The sequence below is a fragment of the Isoalcanivorax pacificus W11-5 genome (assembly GCF_000299335.2).
In the GTDB taxonomy this organism is placed as follows: domain Bacteria; phylum Pseudomonadota; class Gammaproteobacteria; order Pseudomonadales; family Alcanivoracaceae; genus Isoalcanivorax; species Isoalcanivorax pacificus.
The window spans coordinates 4,033,590-4,051,763 of the sequence record NZ_CP004387.1 but is presented as its reverse complement, the minus strand read 5'-3'; the positions used below and the strand labels follow the sequence as shown (position 1 = coordinate 4,051,763).

General features: G+C 64.7%; 11 protein-coding genes. 9 read left to right on the top strand and 2 right to left on the bottom strand.

Features of this window, described 5'->3' with window-relative positions:
* Nucleotides 1–118: 118 nt before the first annotated feature.
* The 5 genes from S7S_RS18200 (at nt 119) to mgtE (ending at nt 10,502) form a co-directional block, all read left to right on the top strand.
* Nucleotides 119–1,342: an efflux RND transporter periplasmic adaptor subunit gene (locus S7S_RS18200; RefSeq protein WP_008734568.1), complete on the top strand. Its 1,224-nt coding sequence runs from the start codon at nt 119–121 to the stop codon at nt 1,340–1,342.
* The gene (locus S7S_RS18195; RefSeq protein WP_041026038.1) at nt 1,339–4,419 is read left to right on the top strand and encodes a multidrug efflux RND transporter permease subunit; all 3,081 of its coding nucleotides are present in this window, start codon (nt 1,339–1,341) and stop codon (nt 4,417–4,419) included. The genes S7S_RS18200 and S7S_RS18195 overlap by 4 nt, the downstream gene beginning before the upstream one ends.
* On the top strand, nt 4,416–7,502 hold the full coding sequence (locus S7S_RS18190) for an efflux RND transporter permease subunit (protein ID WP_008734573.1): 3,087 nt from the start codon (nt 4,416–4,418) through the stop codon (nt 7,500–7,502). Before S7S_RS18195 ends, S7S_RS18190 begins: the two co-directional genes overlap by 4 nt.
* On the top strand, nt 7,499–8,923 hold the full coding sequence (locus S7S_RS18185; protein ID WP_008734575.1) for an efflux transporter outer membrane subunit: 1,425 nt from the start codon (nt 7,499–7,501) through the stop codon (nt 8,921–8,923). The genes S7S_RS18190 and S7S_RS18185 overlap by 4 nt, the downstream gene beginning before the upstream one ends.
* Nucleotides 8,924–9,155: 232 nt before the next feature.
* Nucleotides 9,156–10,502 carry a magnesium transporter gene (gene mgtE, locus S7S_RS18180; RefSeq protein ID WP_008734577.1) on the top strand — a complete coding sequence of 449 codons (1,347 nt, stop codon included), beginning with the start codon at nt 9,156–9,158 and terminating at the stop codon, nt 10,500–10,502.
* Here the strand turns inward: mgtE and S7S_RS18175 are convergent, their stop codons facing one another.
* Nucleotides 10,503–11,384, bottom strand: coding sequence for a LysR family transcriptional regulator (locus tag S7S_RS18175; protein WP_035203765.1), 882 nt, complete (start codon nt 11,382–11,384; stop codon nt 10,503–10,505).
* 113 nt (nt 11,385–11,497) lie between these two features.
* Between S7S_RS18175 and S7S_RS18170 the strand changes: the two genes are divergently transcribed.
* From S7S_RS18170 to S7S_RS18160, 3 genes are read left to right on the top strand one after another with little or no spacing between them, the layout of a single operon-like run.
* Nucleotides 11,498–12,148, top strand: coding sequence for a flavodoxin family protein (locus tag S7S_RS18170; RefSeq protein ID WP_008734582.1), 651 nt, complete (start codon nt 11,498–11,500; stop codon nt 12,146–12,148).
* Nucleotides 12,149–12,191: 43 nt separating this feature from the next.
* On the top strand, nt 12,192–12,506 hold the full coding sequence (locus S7S_RS18165) for a type II toxin-antitoxin system RelE/ParE family toxin (RefSeq protein ID WP_238582915.1): 315 nt from the start codon (nt 12,192–12,194) through the stop codon (nt 12,504–12,506).
* The gene (locus S7S_RS18160; RefSeq protein WP_008734586.1) at nt 12,506–12,799 is read left to right on the top strand and encodes a HigA family addiction module antitoxin; all 294 of its coding nucleotides are present in this window, start codon (nt 12,506–12,508) and stop codon (nt 12,797–12,799) included. Before S7S_RS18165 ends, S7S_RS18160 begins: the two co-directional genes overlap by 1 nt.
* On the opposite strand, the gene S7S_RS18155 is transcribed toward S7S_RS18160, so the two are convergent.
* Nucleotides 12,800–15,661, bottom strand: coding sequence for an EAL domain-containing protein (locus S7S_RS18155; protein ID WP_008734588.1), 2,862 nt, complete (start codon nt 15,659–15,661; stop codon nt 12,800–12,802).
* A gap of 284 nt (nt 15,662–15,945) precedes the next feature.
* Here S7S_RS18155 and uvrD point away from each other — a divergent pair, with 284 nt between their 5' ends.
* On the top strand, nt 15,946–18,123 hold the full coding sequence (gene uvrD, locus S7S_RS18150) for a DNA helicase II (RefSeq protein WP_008734590.1): 2,178 nt from the start codon (nt 15,946–15,948) through the stop codon (nt 18,121–18,123).
* Nucleotides 18,124–18,174 lie beyond the last annotated feature (51 nt).

The window sequence follows — 18,174 nt, the reverse complement described above, 5'->3', positions numbered from 1 at the left end:
CATTATCATCAACCGGTAGTCCGGCCCGGCCTGCGGGCAGGCGCGCGCGAGAGCGTGTTGCTGCCTGCGCAGGCGGTGGCGTATCGCGGGCCACCGACCCAGCGCCGGTAGCGAGCCCATGTCTGAAACACGTTCCGCCCTGTTTTCCCGTGCCCGCCTGATCTGGGTGGTGGTGCTCGTCGTCGTGCTTGGCGGGCTCTGGTATCTGCTGTCGCGTTCCCCGTCGGCCCCGGTCGGCATGATGTCGCGCAGTGCCTGGGACGGCCCGGTGGCCGTGCGCACCGCGAACGCCGAAGCCGGCGAACTGAGTGTACAGATCAAGGCCATCGGCACCGTGACGCCGCTGAACACCGTCACGGTGCGCAGCCGGGTGGAAGGTGAACTGGCGCGGGTGCTGTTCGAAGAAGGCCAGGAAGTGGAAAAAGGCACGCTGCTGGCGGAAATCGACCCGTCCTCCTATCGCGTGCAACTGGCCCAGGCCGAAGGCCAGTACCAGCAGAACCAGGCCGAACTGGCCGGCGCCGAGCAGGACCTGGCGCTGTACAGGGACCTCTACGAACAGGATTCCATCGCCCGCCAGCAGCTCACCCAGCAGGAAGCACTGGTGAACCAGTTGCGCGGCGCCATGAAGGCCAACCAGGCACAGATCGACAGTGCCCGGCTGCAACTGGCCTGGACCCGCATCGAGGCACCGATCACCGGCCGGCTCGGCCTGCGCAATGTGGACCCGGGCAACCTGGTCAGCACCGGCGACACCGAAGGGTTGGTGACGATCACCCAGATGCGTCCGATCTCGGTGGTGTTCACCATTCCCGAAGGGCAGCTCAATGCCGTACGCAGTGCCGTGGCTGCCGGCAAGCCGATGCCGGTGGAGGCGCTGGACCGTAACGGTGAAACGGTGCTTGCCAGCGGCCGGTTGACCACGCTGGACAACCAGATCGACACGGCCACCGGCACCCTGCGCCTGCGGGCCGAATTCGAGAACGACGACAACAGCCTGTTCCCGAACCAGTTCGTCAACGTGCGCCTGCAACTGCGTACGCTGCCGGATGCCGTCACCATTCCCGCCGATGCCGTGCAGTACGGTTCACGGGGCACGTATGTCTATGTGCTGCGCGACAACAAGGCGTACCTGCGTCCGATCATGCTCGGCCCGGTGGATGGCGAGCGCATCGCCGTCAGCGAAGGGCTGGCCGATGGCGAGCCGGTGGTGCTGGAAGGCATGGAACGGTTGCGTGACGGCCGCGATGTTGTGGTCATCGAAGGCGACAGCGCACCGCCGGAGGCTGCCGCACCAACGCCCCGTCCCGGCGGCAGGCCGGGTGGCGGCGCGCGGCCATGAACCTGTCCCGGCCGTTCATTCTTCGCCCGGTCGCCACATCGCTGTTGATGCTGGCACTGCTGGCCGCCGGGCTGCTGGCCTGGCGGTTGCTGCCGGTGGCGGCGCTGCCGCAGGTGGATTACCCGATCATCCAGGTCTTCACCTTCCATCCGGGCGCCGGGCCGGACGTCACGGCACGCACCATCACCGCACCACTGGAACGCAGCCTGGGCCAGATTCCCGGCCTGAAACAGATGTCCTCCACCAGCTCCGGCGGCGCCTCGGTGATCACGCTGCAGTTTTCGCTGGAGGTGGACCTGGGCGTGGCCGAGCAGGAAGTGCAGGCGGCGCTGAACACCGCCGACAACCTGCTGCCGGGTGACCTGCCGACCCCCCCGATCTACCGCAAGGTGAACCCGGCGGACGCACCGATCCTGACCCTGGCGATCACCTCCGACACCTTGCCGCTGCCGGCCGTGCACGATCTGGTGGATACGCGCATGGCGCAGAAACTCGCCCAACTGGGCGGCGTCGGCATGGTCAGCCTCGCCGGCGGCCAGCGCCCGGCATTGCGCGTGCAGGTGAACCCGACGGCGCTGGCTGCCTACGGCCTGGACCTGGAAGACGTGCGCAGCACCATCGCCGCCACTAACGTGAACCAGCCCAAGGGCAGCTTCGACGGCCCCATGCGCTCGACCATGCTGGATGCCAACGACCAGATTCGCTCGGTGGAGGATTACCGCCAGCTGATCCTGGCGTGGACAGGCGGCGCGCCGCTGCGGCTGGGCGATGTCGCGACCATCAACGATGGTGCCGAAAACCGCTTCCTCGCCGCCTGGGCCGACACGCAACCGGCCGTGCTGCTGAACGTGCAGCGCCAGCCCGGCGCCAATGTGATCGAGGTGGCCGACAGTGTGCGCGCACTGCTGCCGCAATTGATCAGCACGCTGCCGGCATCAGTGGATGTGGCGATCCTCACCGACCGCACACAAAGCATCCGCGCTTCAGTGCGTGATGTGCAGAAAGAACTGGTGTTTGCCATCGCGCTGGTGGTGCTGGTGACGTTCGTGTTCCTGCGCAATATCCCCGCTACCATCATTCCCAGCGTGGCCGTGCCGCTGTCGCTGGTGGGTACGTTCGCCTTCATGTACCTGGCCGGTTTCTCGATCAACAACCTGTCACTGATGGCGCTGACCATCGCCACCGGCTTCGTGGTCGATGACGCCATCGTGATGCTGGAGAACATCGCCCGCCATCGCGAGCAGGGCGCCTCGAAAATGGACGCTGCCCTGAAAGGCGCCAGCGAAATCGGCTTTACCCTGATCTCGCTGACGGTGTCACTGGTGGCAGTGCTGATCCCGCTGCTGTTCATGGGCGATGTGGTGGGCCGGCTGTTCCACGAATTTGCGGTGACGCTGGCGGTGGCGATCGGCATCTCGCTGGTGGTGTCACTGACGCTGACACCGATGATGAGCGCGCGCATGCTGGATGAGCCGCCGCGCCATGATGACGACGACCCCGGCCTGATGAACCGCATCATCCGTCGCTATGGTGAAGCACTGGACTGGGTGCTGGCGCGGCAACCGCTGGCGATGGCGGTGATGCTCGGCACCATCGTGCTGACCGCCGTGCTGTATCTGCTGGTGCACAAGGATTTCTTCCCGGTGCAGGACAGCGGCGTCATCCAGGTGGTGACCGAAAGCGCGCAGACGACGTCCTTCACCCGCATGGCCGAGCGGCAGCAGGCGCTGGCGGCGGCGCTGCTGGAAGACCCCGGCGTGACCAGCCTGTCGTCGTTTATCGGCGTCGACGGCACCAACACCACGCTCAACAGCGGCCGCATGCTGATCAACCTGCCGCCACACGCGGAGCGCAGTGAAACCGCGTTCACGGTGATGGACCGCCTGCGTGAACGGGCGGCGACCGTGGACGGCATCAGTGCCTGGTTCCAGCCGGTGCAGGAACTGAGCATCGAAGACCGTGTCAGCCGCACGCAATACCAGTTCACGCTGACCACCCCGGAAAGCGCCACGCTGGAAGAATGGGTGCCGATCCTGATCGAAGCACTGCAACAGCAGCCGGAGTTGGTCGATGTGGCGTCCGACCTGCAATACGGTGGCCGGCAGGCGTACGTGGATATCGACCGCGATGCGGCGGCGCGCCTGGGTGTGAGCGTGTCGGCGATTGCCAGCGCGTTGCAGAATGCCTTTGGCCAACGCCAGATCGCCACGCTGTTCACCCAGGCCAACCAGTACCGCGTGATCCTGGAAGTGGACCCGGCACATGCGCAGGGGCTGGCGGCATTGCAGACCACCTACGTGCCGACCGCCGCCGGCAGGCCGGTACCGCTCGCCAGTGTGGCGCGGGTGACGCAACGGCCCGCGGCGTTGCTGATCAACCATCAGGGGCAATTTCCGGCGGCGACGATCTCGTTCAATCTCGGGCCGGATGCATCGCTCGGCAGTGCGGTAAAAGCCATCGAACGGGTGCAGGCAGAGATCGAGCTGCCGGCGGAAGTCGAAAGCCGTTTCCAGGGTGCGGCGGAGGCTTTCCGCGCCTCACTGTCGAACACGCTGTGGCTGATCCTGGCCGCGATCCTGACCATGTATATCGTGCTCGGCGTGCTGTACGAGAGCACCATCCACCCGATCACGATTCTGTCCACGCTGCCGTCGGCCACTGTCGGCGCGCTGCTGGCGCTGTTGCTGACCGGCCGCTCGCTGGACCTGATTGCGGTGATCGGTGTGGTGCTGTTGATTGGCCTGGTGAAAAAGAACGGCATCATGATGGTGGATTTCGCCCTGGATGCGCAGCGCAACCTGGGCATGGCGCCGCGCGAGGCCATTCACCGCGCCGCCATGCTGCGTTTCCGGCCGATCCTGATGACCACACTTGCCGCGCTGTTCGGCGCCGTGCCGCTGATGCTCGCCAGCGGTTCCGGTGCAGAGCTGCGCCAGCCGCTGGGGCTGGTGATGGTCGGCGGCCTGCTGGTGAGCCAGGTGCTGACGCTGTTCACGACCCCTGTGGTGTATCTGTTTTTTGATCGCCTGACCCGCCGTCGCGGGGCCGGCACCGAAGAGGCCGTGGCCCCCTCATGAATCCGGCGCGGCTGTTTATCCAGCGGCCCATTGCCACCGCCTTGATGGCGGTGGCGGTGGTGTTGTCCGGCCTGCTGGCCTGGCGGTTGTTGCCGGTGGCACCGCTGCCGCAGATCGATTTCCCGATTATCACGGTGACCGCGAGCCTGCCCGGTGCCAGCCCGGAGAGCATGGCCGCGACGGTGGCGACGCCGCTGGAACGTGCGCTGGGCAGTATCGCAGGCATTACGGCGATCACCTCATCCAGCAATCAGGGGTCGACGCAGATCGTGTTGCAGTTCGAACTCGGCCGCAATCTCAACGATGCCGCGCGCGATGTGCAGGCAGCCATCAATGCCGCACGCAGCCAGTTGCCCTCCGGCATGCCGGGCAATCCGCAATACCGGAAAATCAATCCCTCCCAGGCGCCGGTGATGGGGCTGGCGCTGTCGTCACCGAACCTCGCACCGAGTGAACTGTACGACGCTGCGGCGACAATTCTGGCGCAGAAGCTGTCGCAGGTGAGCGGTGTCGGCGAGGTCAGCGTCAGTGGCGCCTCATTGCCCGCCGTGCGCGTGCAACTCGACCCCGCCGCGCTGTTGCACTACGGCATTGCACTGGATGATGTGCGCAACGCGATCAGTGACGCGAACGCGCTGCGCCCATTGGGGGTAGTGGAAAACGACACGCACCGCTGGGAAGTGCGCACCAGCGACAGCCTGCGCAAGGCGAGCGAATTCCAGAAACTGGTGATCCGCCACCAGGACGGCGCCGTGGTACGGCTGCAGGATGTGGCCCTGGTCACCGACTCGGTGGAAAACCGTTACAGCAGCGGCTTCCACAACGACCGGCCGGCGGTGATCGTGATGGTCAGCCGCCAGCCCGGCGCCAACATCGTCGACACCATTGATGCCATCCGCGAACAGTTGCCGGGCCTGCGCGCGCTGATGCCGGCGGACAGCGAACTGACGGTGGTGATGGACCGCTCGCCAGGCATCCGTGCCACGCTGCGCGAAGCGCAGGTGACCCTGTTGATTGCCGTGGCCCTGGTGGTGCTGGTGGTATGGCTGTTTCTCGGCAGCGCGCGCACCGCGCTGATCCCCACGGTGGCGATTCCGGTGTCGCTGATCGGCGCCTTTATCGTCATGTACTTCTATGGCTTCTCACTCAACAACCTGTCGCTGATGGCGCTGATCATCGCCGCCGGGCTGGTGGTGGACGATGCCATCGTGGTGCTGGAAAACATCGAACGGCATATCGAGGACGGCCTGCCGCCGTTCCAGGCCGCCATCAAGGGCGCGGGCGAAGTGGGTTTCACCCTGCTGGCGATGAACCTGGCGCTGGTGGTGGTGTTTGTCTCGATCCTGTTCATGGGCGGTATCGTCGAGCGGCTGTTCCGCGAGTTTTCCATCACGCTGGCGGCAGCGATGCTGATTTCGCTGCTGGTGTCGCTGACCCTCACGCCAAGCCTGTGCGCGCTCTGGTTGCGGGAAAAAACCGCCGCCGCGCCGTCGGCGCTGGCGCGCTACAGCGAGGCGGCGTTTGCATCACTGCAACAGGCCTACGCCGGCAGCCTCGACTGGGCACTGAAACACCGGCTGGCGACCTTGCTGACGCTGGCCGTGGTGGTGGGCATCAATGGCTATCTGTATGTCGCGATTCCCAAGACCACGCTGCCGGCGCAGGACACCGGCCAGATTCGCGGCTTCGTGCGCGGCGATGACGGTTTCTCGTTCCAGTTGATGCAGCCGAAGATCGAAGTGTTCCGGCAACTGATCCTGGCGGACCCGGCGGTGCAGGATGTCACCGGCACCAGCGGTGGCGACGGCGGCCTCACCAACGCGCAGCTCACCATCAACCTGAAACCGCTGGCCGAGCGCGGTGTGTCCGCGCAGGACGTGGTCAACCGGTTGCGTGACAAAACGCCGCTGGTGCCGGGCGGGCGCATGTTTCTGATGGTGGACCAGGACATTCACCTGTCCTCACCCTTCAGCCGCAGCGATTACGAACTGGTGCTGCGCTCCGATTCACTGGAATTGCTGGATATCTGGTCACGCCGCGCCGCCGAAGCGATGCAGAAATTGCCCGAACTGGTGGACGTGGACGAGGCCGGCAATGAGGAGGCCCAGCAGGTGGTGCTGGATATCGACCGCGAAGCGGCGCGCCTGCGCGGCGTGGACATGGCCACCATTGCCTCGGTGCTGAACAATTCATTTTCACAACGCCAGGTGGCCACGCTGTACGACGAACTGAACCAGTATCGCGTGGTGATGGAACTGTTGCCGCGCTATACCGAACAGCCGGCGGTGCTGGAGCAACTGGAAGTACTGACCAGCGACGGTGCGCGCGTGCCGCTGTCCACCTTCGCCACCTGGGATTACGGCCTGACCAACGACCGCATTCGTCACGATGCACAGTTTGCCTCGGTGGGCGTGGGCTACGGGCTGGCGGAGGGCGTCACGCCGCTGGAAGCCGAAGCCGCCATCGAGCGCGCGCTCAACGACATCATGCTGCCGACCAGCGTCTACGCCGGGCCCGGCTCCGGGCGCCCGAATTTCGAAGGCAACCTCAGCCAGCCGCTGTTGATCCTGGCCGTGCTGATGGCGGTGTACATGGTGCTCGGCATGCTCTACGAGAGCACCCTGCACCCGCTGACGATTCTTTCCACACTGCCGTCTGCAGGGGTCGGTGCGTTGCTGGCGCTGCGCATCAGCGATACGCCCTTCAGCCTGATCGCGCTGCTGGGGCTGTTCCTGCTGATCGGCATCGTGATGAAGAACGCCATCCTGATGATCGACTTTGCACTGGAAGCCCAGCGCCGCGACGGCCTGGCGCCGCTGGCGGCGATTCGCCGCGCCGCGCTGCTGCGGCTGCGGCCGATCCTGATGACCAACCTGGCCGGCCTGCTCGGCGCGCTGCCGCTGGTGTTCGGCTTTGGCGAAGGCTCGGAACTGCGCCAGCCGCTGGGCATCACCATTATGGGCGGCCTGGCGTTCAGCCAGTTGTTGACGCTGTACACCACACCGGTGATTTACCTGTATCTGGAAACACTGCGCCAGCGCACCCTGCGCCGTCGCGCGGTGACTGCGGAGCCTGTCGCATGAACACGAAAACCCTCTCGCTCTGCCTGACCGGCCTGCTGCTTGCTGCGGGCTGCACGGTCGGCCCGGATTACCACACGCCGGAGACGGCCCTGCCGGCGCAGTTCCAGTACCAGGACGGCTGGCAGACCATGCCGGCACAACCCTGGATGGCGCAGGGCACCTGGTGGGAAGCCTTCAATGATCCGACGCTCACCTACCTGATCCGCGAAGCGGACCAGGCCAGCCAGACGCTGGCGCAGGCGGAAGCGCGCTTTCGTGCTGCCGAAGCGCAGTGGCGGCTGTCGCGCGGTGACTACAGCCCGGAGCTGGGTGCCTCGGTGAATGCCACCCGCAGCGGCGGCAATAACACGGCCACCACCGAACTGTTCAGCGGCCGCCTCGACCTGAGCTGGGCGCCGGACCTGTGGGGCCGGGTACGCCGGCAGGTGGAAGCCGACCGCGCCGCACTGGCGGCCAGCGCTGCCGATATCGCCGGTGTGCGGCTGACCCTGCAGATCGCCGTGGCACAGGGCTATATCCGCCTGCGCGCGCTGGACCGCCAGCGCGACATTCTCGAACAGAGCATGGTCGCCTTCGACCGCTCCGCCGAACTGACGCGCAACCAGTACAACGCCGGCATCGTGTCCCGGTCCGATGTGATCCAGGCAGAAACCCAGCGCCAGTCCCTGCGCACGCAACTGTACGACCTCGATCAACAGCGCGCGCTGGAAGAAAACGCCCTGGCCGCCCTGCTGGGCGTGGCGCCGTCGGCATTCGGCCTGCCTGCCAGCGATGAGCTGCCGGCCCTGCCTGTGCTGCCGGCCACGCTGCCGTCGGTGCTGATTGCCCGTCGGCCGGACGTGGTGGTGGCCGAGCGCGGTGTGGCCGCCGCCAACGCGCGCATCGGCGTGGCGCAGACCGCCTGGTTGCCGACGCTGTCGCTGAGTGCCTTCGGCGCCGTGCAGGACGATACCTTTTCCGGGCTGTTCGATGCGCCGCAACGGGTCTGGTCAGTCGGTCCGTCACTGGCCCTGACGCTGTTCGACGGTGGCCGCCGCCGCGCCACCCGCGACCTGGCCGAGGCACAATACGACGAGCAGGTGGCGAACTACCGCCAGACCGTGCTCGACAGCCTGCGCGACGTGGAAAATGCGTTGGCCACGATCCAGGTGCTGAATGAAAAAGCCGCACAGCAGGATGCACTGGTGGCACTGGCGGAAGAAAACGAACGCGTCATCAACAACCGCTACCGCGCCGGCATGGTCAGCTTCCTGGAACTGGCCACCGCCCAGAACCTGACCCTGGATGCCCGCCGTACCCGCCTGGGGATGACCAGCGAGCAGTTGCAGGCGACGGTGGAACTGGCCGGCGCCATCGGTGGCGGCTGGGATCTGGATGATCCGGTGATTGAACGCATCGCCCGTCCGGTGGCAGGCGAATAGCCGAAGGCAAAAATTCCTCAATTCCTCCCCGGCGCGGTTGCCCGCCCGCCGGTTCTCGATTAATGTTCGCGCGCCCAAGCTGAATACGCAGACTTATGGACCCGTCCAGTCGACCTTACATCCTGATCAACGCAATCCGCGCTGCCGCGGTGCGTGCGTCTTTCCTGCCTCGCTGACCTGACCTGAGGCTTGCCCGCACGCTCTTTTCCGCAGCGTGACAGGGAGGCAAGCCATGACCTTTGAAGACCTTGCCCGTGCTCTGGAAGCGGCCATCGCCCGTGATGACCGTGACGCCATAGCGCAGCGTGTCGCCGAACTGAACCCGGCCGACATGGCGGACTTTATTGAAAACGTCCGCCAGCCCGAGCTGGAAATCGAACTGCTGATGGCGCTGCCACTGGAGCGCCGCGCGGACACCTTCGGCTATCTGCCGCTGCCGGTGCAGCAACAGCTCGCTTCCCGTCTGCCGCCGGCTGTGCTGGCCGAGCTGGTCACCGCCATGCCCGCCGATGAACGGGCCGACCTGTTCAACGTGCTCGACGAAGGCGTGCGCCGGCTGCTGTTCACGCGCCTGGCGCGCGAAGAACGCGAAGACCTGCGCCGCCTGGCCAGCTATGAAGAAGGCACCGCCGGTGCCGTGATGACGTCCGATTACGCCGCCGTGCCGAATGGCCTGACCGTTGCCGAGGCACTGGAAACCCTGCGCCTGACCGCGCCGGACAAGGAAACCATCTATCAGGCGTTCGTGGTCGACAAAGACCATCGCCTCAAGGGCGTCATCTCGCTGCGCGAACTGATCCTGGCCGTGCCCTCGTCCAGGGTGGACGACCTGATGGAGCGCGAAGTGGTGTCGGCGGATGTCTCCACCTCGCAGGAAGAAGTGGCCCGCCTGATCTCCCGCTACGACCTGCTGGCGCTGCCGATCCTCAACAGCGGCGGCAAGCTGGTCGGTATTGTCACCTACGACGACGCCATGGACGTGGCCGAAGCCGAAGCCACCGAGGACATGCACAAGGGCGCGACGGTGGGCAAGCTCGACGCCAGCTTCCGCGAGGCGTCGCCGCTCTCCCTGTACCGTTCCCGCGTGCACTGGCTGGTGGTGCTGGTGTTCGCGAATATTTTCACCGGCGCCGGCATCGCATTTTTTGAACAGACCATTTCTGCCCATATCGCGCTGCTGTTCTTCATGCCGCTGCTGGTGGCCAGCGCCGGTAACGCCGGCGCCCAGTCCGCCACGCTGATGGTGCGCGGCCTGGCCACCGGCGATGTGTCGGCGCGTGACTGGGCAAAGCTGCTTGGACGGGAAATCCTCGTGGCCGGCGCGCTGGGCCTGACCATGGCGGCGGCCGTGATGGTGGTCGGTGTCTTCCGCGCCGGCCCGGAGATCGCCGCCGTGGTGGCGCTGACCATGATGCTGGTGGTGATGATCGGCAGCCTGATCGGCATGGGGCTGCCGTTCCTGCTGGATAAACTGAAATTCGACCCGGCGACGGCGAGCACGCCGCTGATCACTACCCTCGCTGACGTCAGCGGCGTGCTGATTTACTTCGGGCTGGCGACGGTGCTGCTGGGCATATGATTACCGCAGCGCCACCTGTAACCAGTCCAGAAACACACGCACCGGGGAATGTCGCGACCGCCCCGGTGCACTGAGTACCTGATAGCAGGCGCCGGGCACGCGGATGTCCGGCCGGTACGGCACCAACAAGCCGCTGCCCAGCGCAGCGGACACCATCACCGAACTCGCCATCACCAGACCCTGCCCGCCGATCGCGGCCTGCAGGGCATGGTGCTCCTCATCATAGACGCGCTGCAGTGGTGCTCCGGCAAGCCAGGTTTCACCGGCCTGCGCGCACCATTGCTGCCAGAGCCGCTGGTACAGGGTGGAATCCTGCCATTGCACGGTGATCAGCGCCGGGGTGGTCTGCGTGGCGGCCGCCACCTGCGTCGGCGTGCCGTATACGCCGAAGGTTTCCGCCAGTCGCTGGTGGCAGTCCAGCGTCGGCCATTCGCCTTCCCCATAGCGGATCACCAGATCGACGCTCGCGTCCTGATGCAGATCCACCAGTGCCGCGCGGGTGTCGATGCACACACTGATCGTCGGATGCCGGGCATAGAACTGCCCCAGTCGCGGCACCAGCCACAGTGCCGCGAAGGAGGCGTTGGTGGAGAGCAGCACCTGTCCGGTGTCCGGGCGTGGCCGCAAGGCGTCCGCCGCCTGCTGTATATCCAGCAGTGCGCCGTGCACGCTGTCGAACAGCCGCTCGCCCGCCGTCGTCAGTGCCACGCCCCGGGGCAACCGCTCGAACAGGGCTGCCCCGAGCCAATGCTCCAGCGAGCGAATCTGGTGCGAGACCGCCGTGGGCGTGACGGACAACTCGTCCGCAGCGCGACGAAAGCTGCGCAGGCGGGCGGCACATTCAAAGGTGCGCAAGGCAGTCAGCGGCAGACGGGCGAACACGGTGGCCTCCAAAAGGGATGAAATAAATTCATTGCCATGTAAAAGCAGTCATTTGTCCAGACTGTTACAGCGCCATAGATTGCAGTCTCTCATACAGCTCAGGGAGTTCGGCAATGGATGAACACAATACACCTCAGCGTCTTCTGATTCTGGTGGGCAGCCCGCGCCGTGACGGCAACTCGGCGACACTGGGCGAGGCGGTCCGCGCGGGCGCCGAAGCGGCTGGCAGCGAGGCGACGCTGCTGTACCTGGATGATTACCTCCAGCACTTCCTCGGCGATTGCCGTCGCTGCCGGCGCGAGGATGGTGAATGCAGCCTGCAGGACAACTTCCGCAGCCTGCTGTTCGATCATTTTCTGCCGGCGGACGGCGTGGTGTTCTGTTCGCCGGTGTACTGGTACGGCCCGTCGGCACAGATGAAGGCCTTCTTTGATCGCGGCTTTTGTTATTACGCGGCTTCCTATCCGCAGGGAGCGTCGGTGCTGGCGCGCATGGCCGGCAAGCGCATCGGCCTGGTACTGGCGTCGGAAGAAACCTACCCCGGCGTCGGCCTGGGCATCATCCATCAGGTGCAGGAATACACGCGCTATATCGAGGGAGCGTTCGTCGGTGTGGTACAGGGCGCCGGCAACCGGCGGGGTGAAGTGCGCCACGATCCGCGCCAGCCACTGGTGGAGGCGCGCAAGTTGGGTGAGCACTTCTTTACCCGGCATTACTCGGATTACCGGTTGGCCACGGTGCGGAAGACGCAGGTCTGGAACTAGGCCCGGCGATAATGGCTGCGCTTACGGTGAGGAAATGCCATCATTGTTGCGTGATGCGCAACGCGCTATGATGCCCGCCATGATTAAGTCGATCCGTCACAAGGGACTGCAACGGTTCTACGCCACGGGCAGCAAGGCAGGCATCCAGCCGGCCCATGCCAGGAGGTTGCGCATGCAACTGATCGCGCTGGATACGGCGGCCACCGTGGATGATATGGATATTCCCGGTTTTCGCCTTCACCGTCTGCGCGGACAGGCAAAGCACCGGTGGTCCATGTGGGTCAGCGGCAACTGGAGGCTGACATTTGAGTTCAGGGATGGCAATGCGTATATCGTTGATTACGAGGACTATCACTGATGAGCATGCACAATCCTCCGCATCCTGGTGAATTTATCCGCGAGGTTTATCTGGATCCGTTCAATATCAGTGCCCGACAACTGGCGGAGGGGCTGGATGTAGCGCCATCCACACTGTCGCGTATTCTCAAGGGCAGCAGCGGGGTCAGTCCGGAAATGGCGCTGCGGCTTTCCCGCGTCCTGGGGCGTTCCCCTGAAAGCTGGTTGGCGATGCAGGACCAGTACGATTTGTGGGTTGTGCGCCACACGCTTGATCTCGCCCACATCCGCCCGTTTGATTTCGAGATAGCCTGATCAGGCCCGCGCCTGCTTCTGCGTTTCCAGCAGTTGCAGCAACTCCGCTTCCGGCACCGGCCGGCTGATCAGATACCCCTGAATGCTGTCGCAGCCCATGCCGCGCAGGATTTCCAGGTGTGAATCGGTTTCCACCCCTTCGGCCACCACACGCAGGTTCAGGCTGTGCGCCATGTCGATGATGGCGCGGGTAATGGCTGCGTCGTCGGGGCTCTGGTCGAGTTCGGTGATGAAGGAGCGGTCGATCTTCAGGGTGTCGATGGGGAAGCGCTTGAGGTAGCTGAGCGAGGAATAGCCGGTGCCGAAATCGTCCAGTGACAACTCCACGCCACGGGTGCGCAAAGCCTGCAGCAGGGCGATATTCTTGTCCAGGTCTTCCATGATCAGGCTTTCGGTCAGTTCCAGTTCCAGCAACTCTGCCGGCAGGCCAGTGGTTTCCAGTACCCGGTCGACGATTTCCAGCACGTTGCCCTTGCGGAACTGGTGCGCCGACAGATTCACCGACACGCAGATATCGCCCAGCCCGCTGTTGTACCACTGCATCGCCTGGCGGCAGGAGCGTTCCAGCACCAGTTCACCAATGGCGCTGATCAGCCCTGTCTCTTCTGCCAGCGGAATAAAATCCTTCGGTGGCAGCAGGCCCATGGTCGGATGCTGCCAGCGCACCAGCGCTTCCACTGACGTGATGCAGTTGCGGCCCAGGTCCATCTTCGGCTGGTAGTGCACCACGAACTCGTTCTTGAAGATGGCCTTGCGCAGGCTGGTTTCCAGCGCCAGTTGTTCTACCGAGGCGACACGCATGTCGCTGGAATAGAACTGGAAGTTATTGCCGCCGGCGCGCTTGGCCTGGTGCATGGCCAGGTCGGCCTGGTTGATCAGCGTCTGCACGTCCTGGGCGGTGTCGGGGAACACGCTGATGCCGACACTGGCGCCGAGCAGCAGCTCGTGCTGGTCAAAATGGAACGGCCGGCGCATGGCGTTGATCAGCTTGTTGCAGACATGCTCCAGTGCACGCGGGTCGGAATACTGTTCCACGATCAGGGTGAATTCGTCACCGCCGACGCGGGCCAGATTGTCCTCATCGAAACCGCAGCCGCGCAGGCGCTCGGCCGCCAGTTTCAGCAGCCGGTCGCCGACTTCGTGGCCGAGGGAATCGTTGATCGGGCGGAAACGGTCCAGGTCGATGAAAACGAGAGCGGCTTTTTTGCGGTTCAGGCGGGACAGGGTGAGGCACTTCTGCAGTCGTTCGCGGAACTGGTTGCGGTTGGCGAAGCCGGTCAGGCGGTCGAAGTTGGACAAAAACTGCACCCGTTCCTCGGCTTCCTTGCGCGCGGTGAGGTCGGAGAACATGCCGACGTAATGCGTGAGCCGGCCGGACTCGTCGTACACGGCGCTGATCTGCAACCATTCCGGGTAACGCTCGCCGCTCTTGCGGCGCTCGGTCAGCTCGCCTTCCCAGAACCCTTCCTTGCCCAGTGCGGAGAGGATCTCGCGGTAGAGTTTTTCGTTCTCCGGCACGTTGCCGATGTCCATCACCGAATGGCTGACCACTTCGCGGTCCTGATAACCGGTGATGCGAGTGAAGCAGTCATTGACGGTGAGGAAACGGAAATTGCGATCGAAAATGAAGATGCCCTCGGAGGCATTTTCGAACACCGTGGCTGCCAGCCGCAGTTGTTCGCGGGCTTCCTTGTCCTCGGTGATGTCGCGTCGGGTGCCGATCATGCGCGTGGCGCGGCCCTGCTGGTTCCAGGCCACCACCCGGCCTTCGTCGGCGATCCAGTGCCAGCGGCCATCGGCGTGCTGCATGCGATACACCACTTGGTACTGGGTGGTGAGCCCCTTGAAGTGATCCACCATCGCCTGACGGATCAATGGGAAGTCACTCGGGTGCACCAGCTTGCGCAGGTCCTCGACGAAATTGCCGACGGTGGAATCGTCAAAGCCGAGCAGGCGGTCGAAGTTGGAATGAAACGTCTCGCCGGTGACCAGGTTCCAGTCCCACAGGCAGATGTTGCTGGCATCCAGTGCCAGCTGCAGCCGCTGGCTGGTGGCGGCCAGTTCGGTGTTCATCTGTTCCAGCGCGCGGGTCCGCTCCGTCACGGTGGACTCAAGCCGGTCACGGGATTCCTGCAGACGATGGCGGGCTTCCTTGCGCTCGCAGATTTCACGCGCGAGTTTTTCGTTCAGTGCCTCGGCATCCGCGCGGGCACTGTCCAGGTAGCGGATCAGCGCGTTGTTGCTGTCCTGCAAAGACAGCGTGCTGCGCGCCGCGCCGCTGATGCGACGGATCGCCAGCAGGCTGAACACCAGATACAGCAGCACACCGAGGGAAAACAGCCGGTAATCCGGCGATGCCAGCCACAGATGCAGCGCCAGCGGGATCAGGGCGCTGAGCACATAGGTCAGCGCGGCGGGCAGGTACATGCCGCAGCTGGCCACCGCGACCACGGTCAGCCCGAGCACCATTGTCAGCGCCAGTGCCTGAGCGGTGACGGCACCGGGCTGGAACAGGGCCTCGGCGGGATTGAGCCAGACCAGCGCCAGCCCGAACAGGGCGCCATTGGCGACCAGGGTCATCAGCAGGCTGATGCGCCAGGCACGCAGCGAGGCGGCGTCGGTGTCCAGGTGCCGCAACAACTGGCCGGCCACCAGCCGCAGGAACACCACGCTGATCACCAGCGTGGCCCAGGTGACCAGTTGCCACAGCGGGGTGGAGCCATCGTGATAGAGCCACAGCAACAGCAGGGCTGCCAGCGGTTCCACCAGATTGAGCATCGGCAGTGCCTGCACCAGCAGCCGGGTGTGCGCGTCGGACAGCGCCTGGCCGGATGGCGGCGATAGCTGGGAACCTGTCGACACGCAAACCCCTCCCGCTTTGCAAGTCAGTCAATGAATAGCCGGGTTGTTATTGTTGCCTACCGGTTTTATTTGTCGTTGCCGGGTGTGTTGCTGGCAGTGTAGCCCCGGTGGCCTGTCAGTAAAACATGCTTTGCCGTGCCAGTATGCCTGTGTTCACCGAATTTCGGCAGTCCGGTGTACCGCTTTGTATACCCTGGCGGGATTGGCGGATACGACAAGACGACTTTAGCCGCATGCCATGCGTCGATGACATAAGTGCCGGCAGCGCCTAGAATTCCTGCCCCATGAATGATGCAACCGATCTACTTGATGAACTCCTGGATGGCCTGAACCCCGCGCAACGTGACGCCGTGGCGGCGGACGACCCGTATCTGCTGGTGCTGGCCGGTGCCGGCTCGGGCAAGACCCGTGTGCTGGTGCACCGGATTGCCTTTCTGGTGGCCACTGAGCAGGCCTCGCCATACGGCATTCTGGCCGTCACCTTTACCAACAAGGCCGCCGCCGAAATGCGCGGGCGCATTGAACAATTGTTGCGCATGCCGGCCTCCGGCATGTGGGTGGGCACCTTCCACGGCATCGCCCACCGGCTGCTGCGTGCCCATTGGCAGGAAGCCGGCCTGCCGGACGGCTTCACCATCCTTGATTCCGACGACCAGTTGCGGCTGGTGAAGCGGGTGATCCGTGAACTGGGCCTGGATGAACAGCGCTGGCCGGCACGCCAGGCGCAATGGTTCATCAACAGCCAGAAGGACGAGGGCCTGCGCGCCGCGCACATGGAGCCCGGCGGGGACCTGTTCCTGCTCACCATGCAGAAGATCTACACCACCTATGAAGAAGCCTGCGCCCGGGGCGGGCTGGTGGATTTCAACGAGCTGCTGCTGCGCGCGCTGGAGCTGATCCGCGACAACGACGAACTGCGTGGCCACTACCAGCGCCGTTTCCGGCATATCCTGGTGGACGAATTTCAGGACACCAACGCGATCCAGTACGCCTGGCTGCAACTGCTGTCCGGCGGCGGCGCGGCGGTGACGATCGTCGGGGACGATGACCAGTCCATCTACGGCTGGCGCGGTGCGAAGATCGAGAACATCCAGCGTCTGGCGAAAGATTTTCCCGGCCTGCGCACCATTCGCCTGGAACAGAACTACCGTTCCACAGGCACCATTCTGCAAGCCGCCAACGCGGTGATCGCCAACAATAGCGACCGGCTCGGCAAAGAGCTCTGGACCGAGATCAGCGAAGGCGAACCGATCCGTGTCTATACCGGCTTCAATGAGGTGGACGAGGCACGCTTTATCGCCGGCCGGGTGCAGAAACATCAGGATGAAGGCATCAGCCGCAGTGAGATGGCGGTGCTGTACCGTTCCAACGCCCAGTCGCGAGTGCTGGAAGAAGCCTTTCTGCAGGCCGGCATCCCGTACCGCATCTATGGCGGGCAGCGCTTCTTCGAGCGGGCTGAAATCCGCAATGCGCTGGGTTACCTGCGCCTGCTGGTGAACCGTGATGCCGACGCCGCCTTCGAGCGGGTGGTGAACACACCGACACGCGGCATCGGCGACAAGACCCTGGATGCCCTGCGCGAACGCGCCCGGCAGGCCGGCCAGAGCCTGTGGCGCACGGCGCTGCAGATGATCAGTGATGGCTCACTGCCGGGCCGCGCGGCCAGCGCACTGGGCGGTTTTGTGTCGCTGATCGAGCAGATGACAAAGGACACGCAGGATCTCGCGTTGTGGGAGCGCACCGAGCATATTCTTGCCGCCTCCGGGCTGCTGGAATTCCACGCCAACGAAAAGGGCGAGAAGGGCCAGCAACGGGTCGAGAACCTGCGCGAACTGATCACGGCCACACGTCAGTTCGGCGATGAGGACGTGGAAGATGGCGCCGACGTGCTGACCGCCTTCCTGGACCACGCTGCGCTGGAAGCGGGCGAGCGCCAGGCCGGCGAACACGATGAGGCGGTGCAGATGATGACGCTGCACTCGGCCAAGGGCCTGGAATTCCCGGTGGTGTTCATGGCCGGCCTGGAAGAGGGCCTGTTCCCGCACCAGATGTCCGCCGAGGAGCCTGGCCGGCTGGCGGAGGAGCGCCGGCTTTGCTACGTGGGGATTACCCGCGCCATGCGCCAGCTCTACCTCACCTATGCGGAAAGCCGCCGCCTGCACGGCAGCGAGACGATGAATGCGCCGTCGCGTTTCCTGCGCGAAATCCCGGCGGCGTTGCTGGAGGAAGTGCGTCTGCGCGGCGGCATGTCACGCCCGGTGGCGGCGTCCAGCGGCAGTCCGGTGCGCGGTGAGGAAGTGGGCGGCTATCGCCTGGGCATGCGGGTGATGCACCCGAAATTCGGCGAAGGGACCATTCTGCATTTTGAAGGGCAGGGGCCGAATGCGCGCTTGCAGATCAACTTCGATGGCGCCGGCAGCAAATGGCTGGTGAGCCAGTACGCCCGCCTGGAAGTCATCTGAGGCGTCCGGCAGGGCAGGGAGAAGCTGTAGCCTTGCGGACCTGGGCGTGGT

What these genes read in the sequence shown, in the direction of transcription:
- S7S_RS18200 (WP_008734568.1), top strand. Translation starts at nt 119, where the DNA reads ATGTCTGAAACACGTTCCGCCCTGTTTTCCCGTGCCCGCCTGATCTGG.
- S7S_RS18195 (WP_041026038.1), top strand. Translation starts at nt 1,339, where the DNA reads ATGAACCTGTCCCGGCCGTTCATTCTTCGCCCGGTCGCCACATCGCTG.
- S7S_RS18190 (WP_008734573.1), top strand. Translation starts at nt 4,416, where the DNA reads ATGAATCCGGCGCGGCTGTTTATCCAGCGGCCCATTGCCACCGCCTTG.
- S7S_RS18185 (WP_008734575.1), top strand. Translation starts at nt 7,499, where the DNA reads ATGAACACGAAAACCCTCTCGCTCTGCCTGACCGGCCTGCTGCTTGCT.
- mgtE (WP_008734577.1), top strand. Translation starts at nt 9,156, where the DNA reads ATGACCTTTGAAGACCTTGCCCGTGCTCTGGAAGCGGCCATCGCCCGT.
- S7S_RS18170 (WP_008734582.1), top strand. Translation starts at nt 11,498, where the DNA reads ATGGATGAACACAATACACCTCAGCGTCTTCTGATTCTGGTGGGCAGC.
- S7S_RS18160 (WP_008734586.1), top strand. Translation starts at nt 12,506, where the DNA reads ATGAGCATGCACAATCCTCCGCATCCTGGTGAATTTATCCGCGAGGTT.
- uvrD (WP_008734590.1), top strand. Translation starts at nt 15,946, where the DNA reads ATGAATGATGCAACCGATCTACTTGATGAACTCCTGGATGGCCTGAAC.